Annotated in this window: 6 protein-coding genes; all 6 read right to left on the reverse strand. The window is 38.6% G+C overall.

Features of this window, described 5'->3' with window-relative positions; genetic code table 11:
* Window positions 1–30: 30 nt before the first annotated feature.
* The 6 genes from IQ236_RS21860 to IQ236_RS21885 all read right to left on the reverse strand — a co-directional run bounded on the left by IQ236_RS21860 (window position 31) and on the right by IQ236_RS21885 (window position 8,719).
* Window positions 31–780, reverse strand: coding sequence for a hypothetical protein (locus IQ236_RS21860; protein WP_193871237.1), 750 nt, complete (start codon window positions 778–780; stop codon window positions 31–33).
* A gap of 59 nt (window positions 781–839) precedes the next feature.
* Window positions 840–1,985: a chemotaxis-specific protein-glutamate methyltransferase CheB gene (gene cheB, locus IQ236_RS21865; RefSeq protein WP_193871238.1), complete on the reverse strand. Its 1,146-nt coding sequence runs from the start codon at window positions 1,983–1,985 to the stop codon at window positions 840–842.
* A gap of 76 nt (window positions 1,986–2,061) precedes the next feature.
* On the reverse strand, window positions 2,062–4,554 hold the full coding sequence (locus IQ236_RS21870; protein WP_193871242.1) for a hybrid sensor histidine kinase/response regulator: 2,493 nt from the start codon (window positions 4,552–4,554) through the stop codon (window positions 2,062–2,064).
* Window positions 4,555–4,596: 42 nt separating this feature from the next.
* Entirely contained in the window at window positions 4,597–6,006 is a 1,410-nt protein-coding gene (locus tag IQ236_RS21875) for a methyl-accepting chemotaxis protein (RefSeq protein WP_193871239.1), read from the reverse strand.
* 76 nt (window positions 6,007–6,082) lie between these two features.
* Window positions 6,083–7,531, reverse strand: a complete 1,449-nt coding sequence (locus IQ236_RS21880; RefSeq protein WP_193871240.1) for a methyl-accepting chemotaxis protein — start codon at window positions 7,529–7,531, stop codon at window positions 6,083–6,085.
* Window positions 7,532–7,621: 90 nt separating this feature from the next.
* The gene (locus IQ236_RS21885; protein WP_193871241.1) at window positions 7,622–8,719 is read right to left on the reverse strand and encodes a chemotaxis protein CheW; all 1,098 of its coding nucleotides are present in this window, start codon (window positions 8,717–8,719) and stop codon (window positions 7,622–7,624) included.
* Between the last annotated feature and the right edge of the window lie 41 nt (window positions 8,720–8,760).

The following is an 8,760-nucleotide window of genomic DNA, read 5'->3' on the forward strand; positions in this document are numbered from 1 at the left end:
TAAAATCCGTGTACACAGCTTACGCACCCTTTACCATAACCCCCGAACTGGGCCATTTCCGCCTACGGGACGACAATTTCCGTAGAGTCGTTTACAAACCTCATTCAGCTTATCTTCATTGGGAAGGGGAGTTTTATACCCTTGGAATAAGGGCCCTGTAATGATGTCTTCATATTCTTGTTTACTGATGCGTTGAACCGAAACTTGAGATAAAGCTAAACCCTGCGTTAAATTGGAAACTTTTTGTCCTTCTTGAATCGTGATGGGATTAGGATCATTCGGATTATTTCGTGACGATAATTGAATTTCACCTTCCAAAACCCGAATCGTTCCTGTATTACTATTCGTATTATTATTTCTGTCTACATTTAACATATAAATCGTGCCTTGGACTCCCGTTGCAAACTCTAAAAGACAACCATTAGCAGGGCCAGAAGCAATTAAAACGCCTTCTTGGACTTCCACACATTGACCCACAATAATTTTAGAATTTTCCGCCATCCGTCCCGTCGCCCCTGTATTAAAATCAATTTGAGCACGAGCTTGTTCTGTTCTGATATTTTGTCCTAATGATGCTTGTTCTGGAACTTGAGCTACTTGCTCTTCAATAAAGACTTCATTATTATTCCCAATAATATCCATCAACGTCGCTAAATTAATTTGCGCTAAAGCCGGGAAATTAATTAAAAAAGAGGTTCCAATTAAACCCAATATTTTAAAACTTTTAAAAATAGGATTTGGCTGATTACCCTCTTGTTTAAAATTCTTCTTCAAGTTCATATTAATAGTCCTTAATTCAAAAATATAGTAAGAAATTAAGTAGATAGCACGGTCAACAATTAACTCAATCCCTTGACTCGATTTAACAGGAATGGTGCAATCTCATTAACAGATAGAATATATTGGGCTGCCCCTAACGTGATGGCTTCTGCGGGCATTCCAAAGACAACACAACTGTCCTGATTTTGGGCAATGGTTAAACCTCCCACCTCAGCAATCGCTTTCATACCATCGGCGCCATCTCGTCCCATTCCCGTTAATAAAATCCCCGCACTATTGCTGCCATAAAATTGGGCAACAGATTCTAACGTGGTTGTCACCGAAGGGCGATGGCCGGCCAGAGGGGGTGCAGTGGAGTAAGCAAAGCGACCATTGCGACTAAATTCTAAATGATGCCCTTCTGGGGCAAAATAAACACATCCTGCATGGGGTAGTTCCCCTGGTGTCGCAATTTTAATCGATAAACGACATTCCCCATCCAGCCAAGTCACCAATCCTTGCAAAAATCCCTCACTAATATGCTGAACACAAACCACCGGAACAGGAAAATTACTGGGAAGTTGGGTCAAAATAGTATGTAAGGCTTGGGGGCCACCCGTCGAGGCACCAATAGCCAGCATTTTAATCATTTTAGAAGAGACAAAAGGAACCTGTGGATTATCAGTCCGATTTGAGATCGGGGAAGGAGAAGAAACTTTTGGTTTTGTAACGGGTAAAGGGGAAGGAGTAGGAGGAATAGAGAGGCGGTTATTCAAGGGTAAGGGATTTAAGGTCTGTTGAGATTTACGATGTTTAGTAAAAACTTTCACCCCAGAAAGCACTTTAATTTTTTGAATTAATTCCTGTCCAATTAACTCATAATCAGAAGCTAAACCTGTTTTTGGCTTGGGAAACACATCAACAGCCCCAGCATTTAACAGTTGAAAAACATTATGAGTATCATCGGTTTGAACGGAAGCACTGATTACTAAAATCGGACGAGGATAGAGTACCATAACTTCCTGGATAAATTCCAGTCCGTTCATTTGGGGCATATGAAAATCTGTACAAATCACGTCCGGTTGTAAAGTGGGAACTAATGTTAATGCTTCCTTTCCGGTTTGAGCCGTTCCCACAATACAAAGGTCTGGAGAAATCGATAAAATTCGTTTCAGAATAATTAAAGCAACGGTCGAATCTTCAACTAGGAGAACTCGAATTGGCATTTGTCAAGTGGTTGTCAGTTGTCAGTTGACGGTTAACAGTCAACGGTCAAGGGTCAACAGTCAACACTGACTTTGATCATACCAGTCTTTTTAAAGTCTCTATCAAGACTTCTTGATTAAAGGACGCTTTCGTAATATACGCATTTGCTCCTGCTTCTGCTCCTTTGCGTTTATCTTCATCCGACGCCAGGGAAGTAACAAGAATAATCGGCAATTCACTATAGTCTTGATTTTGTCGAATTTTGGCAGCTAAACTTAACCCATCAAGATTAGGCATTTGGATATCAGAAACCACCGCATCAAAAGCACGAGTCGAGAGTTTATTAAACCCATCTAACCCATCAACGGCTGTTACCACTTCATAACCCGCAGATTCTAAAATTCGTTTCTCTTGAGTACGAGTCGCAATGGAATCTTCTACTAATAAAATTACAGGTTTATGGGAGGAAGACTCCTGAATATTTAAAGGTGCTCGCCGAGTTGCAGACGGAATGACACCAGCTTGTTTGCGAATAGATTTAATTAAGTCTTGGGGACTTAAAATAATACACACTTCCCCCGTTCCTAAAATCGTTGCACCTGCGACATTTCTGACCCGCTTTAATAATTGACTTTGGGGTTTTAGCACAACATCCTGCTCATCAATTAAAGCATCGACAAATAATCCTAATTTCTCTTCCCCCACTTTCAAAATAATGCAAGGTAAAGGAATATCAACCGGGTCAGAAGTTTCAGTCTTATTGAGGTTTCGAGGGGAAAAGCTTTGTTCAAGATTACCCGAAGAAATAGACGTTTTAGCGAAACTTTGAAGAAAGGATGAGGAAGCAGAACTGCGAGATTTTGTCTCAGTAGACGGTGTTTTTTCCGCATCAACTTCAGATTGAATTAAACGAATTTCTAATAAATCTGCGAGTTTGGCTACAGAAATCGGTTGATCTTCAAAAACAATCGTTTCTCGCCCTTCAATTGCAAAAATTTCATGGGACATGACCAGCCGAGTCATTTGAACAAATTCTACAGGAATGGCATAAGAAATGCCCTGAACAGACACAATTAAAACATGAGCCGTGGCTAAGGTTGTGCCTAATTGAATCCGAAATAAACAACCTTTTCCCGGAGAAGAATCAACTTGAATAATTCCTTTTAATCGTTCTACATTGGTTCGTACCACATCCATACCAACCCCCCGTCCTGAGACTTGGGTAACAACGGTGCGGGTGGTAAAACCCGGAGTAAAAATTAAACTATTAATTTGTTGGGGAGTCATACCTAATAATTCTTCTGCTTGACAAATTCCCCGTTTTAAAGCAGTTTGTTTAATTTGTTCGATATCTAAACCTCGACCATCATCCCTGACTTCTAGCACAACATGGGTTGCCGTTTGATACCCTTTTAACTCAATTTTTGCTACGGGAAACTTACCATTTTTTTCTCGTTCTTCTGGGGTTTCAATTCCATGATCAATGGCATTTCTTAAAATGTGCATGAGCGGATCTTTCATTTCTTCTAAAATTCGTTTATCCGCACGGGTATCTCCACCCGAAATCACTAATTCAATTTGTTTACCTTGTTGTCTTGCTAAATCCCGTACCATCCGGGGAAATAAATTAAAAATCGTCGATAACGGTAATAATCGCAGCGTCCGAACTCCATCTTCAAGTTCGTCACTAATCATTTCTAAACGGGCAATATCTTCGGAAAAAGTATTTCTGAGTTGATTAATTAATCGTCCCAACTGTTCTAAACGTTCCGCACTGCGATGATAATAATTTTGCAGTTGCCCCATTGTTCCATTACCGGAATTTTGATGATTAAGACGATTTTCTAAGTCATGAACAATAAAGCGATTTACAAACGCATCTCGACTCCATTCTTCCCATAAGCTGGTAATTTCTTCAATTTCACTTAATCGATGGGCAATGCGAATTTTTGTTACGGTTAATTCTCCGGTTTGAGTCATTAACCCATCTAAATTACTGGTCGGAACTCGAATAGTTTCAATTTTATACGCGGCTTCCGGGGTTGTCGTGACGGGAACTTTAGGCTCGGAGAGAGTCGAGGAAACAGGCTCTGGACTGGGGGTAGGAGGCTGGAGAATCGTAACGGGAGCAATTTTATCTTCTTCTGAAGTTTCCACCACTACAGGAGCAGGAGCGTCCGGTTCAGGTTTTACAGCAGCAGCCGGAGTAGCGGGTTTAGCACCCATCAAATAGGCAAGACTATGAAAGGTATTAATTCCCGAAGGTTCTCCGGTCACGGCTGCATGAACCAATTGACCCATCGCATCAATTCCATGGGAAATTCGATCAACCAATTCAGCAGAAAGGATCGTTTCTTGACGTTTTAATCCTCCTAATAAATGTTCAATTTGATGGGCTAAAGTGGCAACATCCTTTACCCCTAACATTCCTGCATCCCCTTTCAGGCTATGGGCTTCTCGTAATAATTCTTCAAGTTTTATCTGGTCATGGGGATTTTTCTCCAGATACAACAATCCGTCATTCAAGTTTTGCAAATGTTCTGCACTGGCGGTTTTAAAAACTTCTCGCAGTTCATCATCTTCAATCATCATGGGTGGTTAATCCTTTGACTCTAATTCAATTGTGGACGATTAAACGAGGGTTTGCAGGTTTTTTGCAGTTTCATTTAATTTTTCAATCCCTTGTTTTGTTTGGTTGATACTGGTTGCCATTTCTTTGGCGACAAAATTTAAGTTATTCATCGCATCAACTACTTGTTCAACCGCAATGGATTGTTGTTTGGTATTGAGAGAAATTTGTTGTAAATTAACTGCCACATCATTAATCGCTCGGACAATATCTTGTACGGATTTAGATCCGTCTTCTGTGACTCTTACTGTCAGATTGGCGGCGGTTTGAATATCAGTAACAATCGAACTAATTCTTTCAGCCGATTTGCGACTTTGATCGGCTAGTTTCCGAATTTCCGTGGCAACTACACCAAATCCTTTACCATTTTCTCCGGCTCTAACGGCTTCTACCGAAGCATTTAACGCTAACATATTAGTTTGATTTGCCAAATCCGTCACCACATTAGTAATACTATAAATTTGCCCTAAATGTTCACTTAAGCGCATAATTTGTTGTTGCACTTGTTCCATTTTAAATTTTAAACTCTGATTAATCTCAGTTTCTACCCAGAGTCTTTGAGAACCTCCCCCTGCTAAGAGTAAAACTTGATTAGCTCCAGCAGAAGCTGTTCCGGCTTGTTCGGCAGATTGACGAGAAGATGCACCCAATTCATCCATACTGGCTGTGGTTTGATTCACGGAAGTTGCTTGCTGTGCCGTAACTCGTTCTTGAGATTCCATAATAGTAACTAATTCCTGGGACGCTTGTAGAATTTGGAACGCCTCTTGATTAATCCGTTTTAAGATTAAGGTAATGAGTCCAATTCCTAGGAAAATTGACAAGAATAAAGCGATTGCAGTTGCGCTCCAAACTGTATTGAGAAGATTATCTAAAGCTTGATTTTGTCGTTGATGTTGTTCTTCGGCTTGTTGGGTTTCTAAGGCAATAATGTTTTGAGTGATCTCCAGAATACTGGTGGATAGTGTAGTGCCTTTTCCTTGCTTCCAAATTTCTAAGGCTTGGTCAACTTGATTATCATTAATTAATTGAAATAATAAGGTATAGTATTCTTCTAATTCAGCCATCAATTGATTTAAAGTCTCTACATCTTTCAGGGCTTCGCCATCGGGAATTAAAGGTTTTAAATCTTTTAAAGCTATTTCATAACGAGATTGAGCATTTTGGTATAATTGATTGGATTGAGAATTTTTATTTAAAATATATCCTCGTGCAGCAATTGTTATGTCTTTTGTTGCTGAAGCTAAATTATTAATGACTTGCATGGCATCATTATATCTTTCGACTTCCAGAGCCGTTTTACGGACTTTTTCAACATTAAAAGATACAATTCCCGTTACCAATACAAACAGTACAATTGGAATTAAGTATCCACCAATAATCCAATACCTTAAACGATTAAAATTTAACATAAGTCTGATGATATAGGGTACATTTAGGTTTCTCCTCTCCTCAATCCTAATTAAAAAAGTTCATGTCTTGGAACTGTTATGAAACAATGGAGTTAAGATCTAAAGCAACTTCATTTAATTTTTGCATTCCAATTTTAGCTTGACCTAACCCATTCGCTGTTTCCCCAACTCCTTGGCTTAAGGTATTCATCGCTTCTAAAACCTGTCCAATAGCAATTGCTTGTTGCTTGACATTGAGAGAAATTTGTTGATTATTTAAAACAACATTATTCACCGCTTCAGCCACCCCAGCAAAAGTATCTGCTGTTTCTCTGGCTAATTCTACACTGGATAATACTGTTTTTGTTCCTTCTTCCGTTGCCATTACCGTTGAATTAATCGCCATTAAAATATCAGCAACCAAGGTATTGATTTTTAAAGCCGATTTTCGACTTTCATCCGCTAATTTACGAATTTCTGTCGCTACAACGGCAAATCCTTTCCCATGTTCTCCGGCTCGAACCGCTTCCACTGCCGCATTTAACGCTAACATATTGGTTTGATTTGCCAAATCACTTACTAATTCTGAAATATTGCCAATTTGATTGGTTTGTTCACTTAATCGAATAATTTGTTGAGCAATGGCTTCAACTTTTTGTTGAAGATTTCCCATCCCCTCTAAGGTGGTACTAACGGCTTTTTTCCCTCCTTCTGTTAAGCCTAACGCTTGTCTAGCTCCGAATGTTGCAGACTCGGCTTGTTCGGCGGTTGATTGAGAAGAAGCACTTAATTCATCCATTGTAGTTGTTGTTTCATGAACAGAAGCCGCCTGCTGGTTCGCCGTTCGTTCTTGTTCTTCAATGGTTGCTGCAATTTCAGTCGAAGAAGTCGCAATCACCTGAGTCGCACGATGAATCGTTCCACTAATATTAACTGCAATGGATAAAGCAATTACAATCGCTGCAATTAGAATAACCATTGAACCCAATCCCAGAGCATATAATAACCCTTGTAAAGATTCTTCAGTATTATCAGTTTGTTGAGCTAACATTGAACGTTCAAACTCAGAAAAACTCAAGCTTTCTGTATCAAATTCTTGCACATATTGAGTACCATCTCGAGCTTCATTAAAGGCTAATTCAAGTTTACCTTGATTAACATAATCAAATGTTTGCCGAGCAATTTGATCATATTGATTAATTAAAGTATTTAGACGATTTAAACGTTCTTTTTGCTGATCATTAACAATTAAAGGTTCAATATCTTCCGATGCTTTACGATAGGTATTTAGTGAGGTTTCATATTCATTCAGGAACTCTGAGTTTTTCAACGCTAAATATCCCCGGAGATTGCGAATCATGCCCTGAGCACCTCGCTCCATCAAGTTCACTTCTAATATGACATTTTGAACTCGTTCTACTTCTTTAAAAATATTGGAAACTTGATTGATACTACTGTATACGACCACTGTTAATCCAATAAACAAAGCAACAGGGATGGTATAGCCTAATAATAACCGTTCTCGAAGTTTTAAGTTAGTTAGCATTGGATTGTTAATTGTTAATCGTTAATAGTTGACTGTTGACTGTAAGCTTGACCGTTAGCAGAAAATAGAAAACCGACAACCGACATCCCTTTAAACTTCTTGCTCCACAACTAATTCTCCTTGAATCATGATTTTAGGAATATTCAGGATACTCATCATTTTATCCCGATAAAATGCTGTTCCTTGTAAATATTCATCTTGTTTTAAATGGACAGCAGTAGGAATCGTTTTTATTTCGGACTCTTTTAAGTACATCACATCAAAAATCCCTTCTACCACAATTCCAGCAACAATATCATTAATTTTAACAATCATTGCTTTCGATAAAATCTGAGATGTTTCTAACGGTAAATTAACCAATCCTCGAATATCAACTAAGGTTAAAATTTCTCCTCGTAAATTCATATTTCCCACGATATGAAGCGGTGTACAAGGAATGGGTGTAACATGATGAATATCTGTAAACTCTCGAATAATTTCTAAATTCACACCAAAGTATTCTCCATTTAAACCAATGACCGCTAAAGGAACTAACCCCGTAAAATCTTGGTTATCTAGGGAACGTCTTAAATTTTTAGCTCGTTCTTGAAAAATAGCCCGTTCTTCTGAAGTCGCATCGGGGCAAAAAACAAAATTTTGTTGAGTTTTGAAATGGTTTTTAGTTGAAAATTCTGCGAGTTGTTGCTGTTGATTTTCTTCAAAATTAACTCCTCCTTGTTCTAAATTAATATCTCTTAAGAATTGGCTCATATATTGAATCAGGGTTTCGGGATTCAAGACCATAACTAAATACTCATCTACTTGAGCAATTCCTTGAAGATAATAAGAATTATGAGTAGAATTAAAGTTATGTTGCAGATTATAAGCCAGTTCGGTTTTAATCGCATCAGTCGTAATCATCTGAACTTCATAAACTTGATTCACAATAATTCCAATTTTAATATTATTAAATTTTAACAGTACAACGCTATCCGATATAGCATAATTGGATGGAGGATACCCTAATCGAATCGTGAGATCAATAATAGGAATTAACTCCCCGCGTAGATTAATTAAACCGACTAAATCAGCCGGAGCCGAGGGAAGTGGAGTTAATTCGGGAAGGAAAAAAATTTCTTGAACCGCAGAAGCTGCGATTGCATAACGCATTAACTTAATTGCAAAAATAAGATAAGCATGACTATCCATAGGTCAGATGGTGGTATTGGGTGTTAGATAGGGACGGGGGA

The sequence above is a fragment of the Planktothrix mougeotii LEGE 06226 genome, from assembly GCF_015207485.1.
Classification (GTDB): domain Bacteria; phylum Cyanobacteriota; class Cyanobacteriia; order Cyanobacteriales; family Microcoleaceae; genus Planktothrix.

Coding starts and splice junctions, on each gene's coding strand:
- cheB (WP_193871238.1), bottom strand. CDS start 1,985: ATGCCAATTCGAGTTCTCCTAGTTGAAGATTCGACCGTTGCTTTAATT.
- IQ236_RS21860 (WP_193871237.1), bottom strand. CDS start 780: ATGAACTTGAAGAAGAATTTTAAACAAGAGGGTAATCAGCCAAATCCT.
- IQ236_RS21875 (WP_193871239.1), bottom strand. CDS start 6,006: ATGTTAAATTTTAATCGTTTAAGGTATTGGATTATTGGTGGATACTTA.
- IQ236_RS21885 (WP_193871241.1), bottom strand. CDS start 8,719: ATGGATAGTCATGCTTATCTTATTTTTGCAATTAAGTTAATGCGTTAT.
- IQ236_RS21870 (WP_193871242.1), bottom strand. CDS start 4,554: ATGATTGAAGATGATGAACTGCGAGAAGTTTTTAAAACCGCCAGTGCA.
- IQ236_RS21880 (WP_193871240.1), bottom strand. CDS start 7,531: ATGCTAACTAACTTAAAACTTCGAGAACGGTTATTATTAGGCTATACC.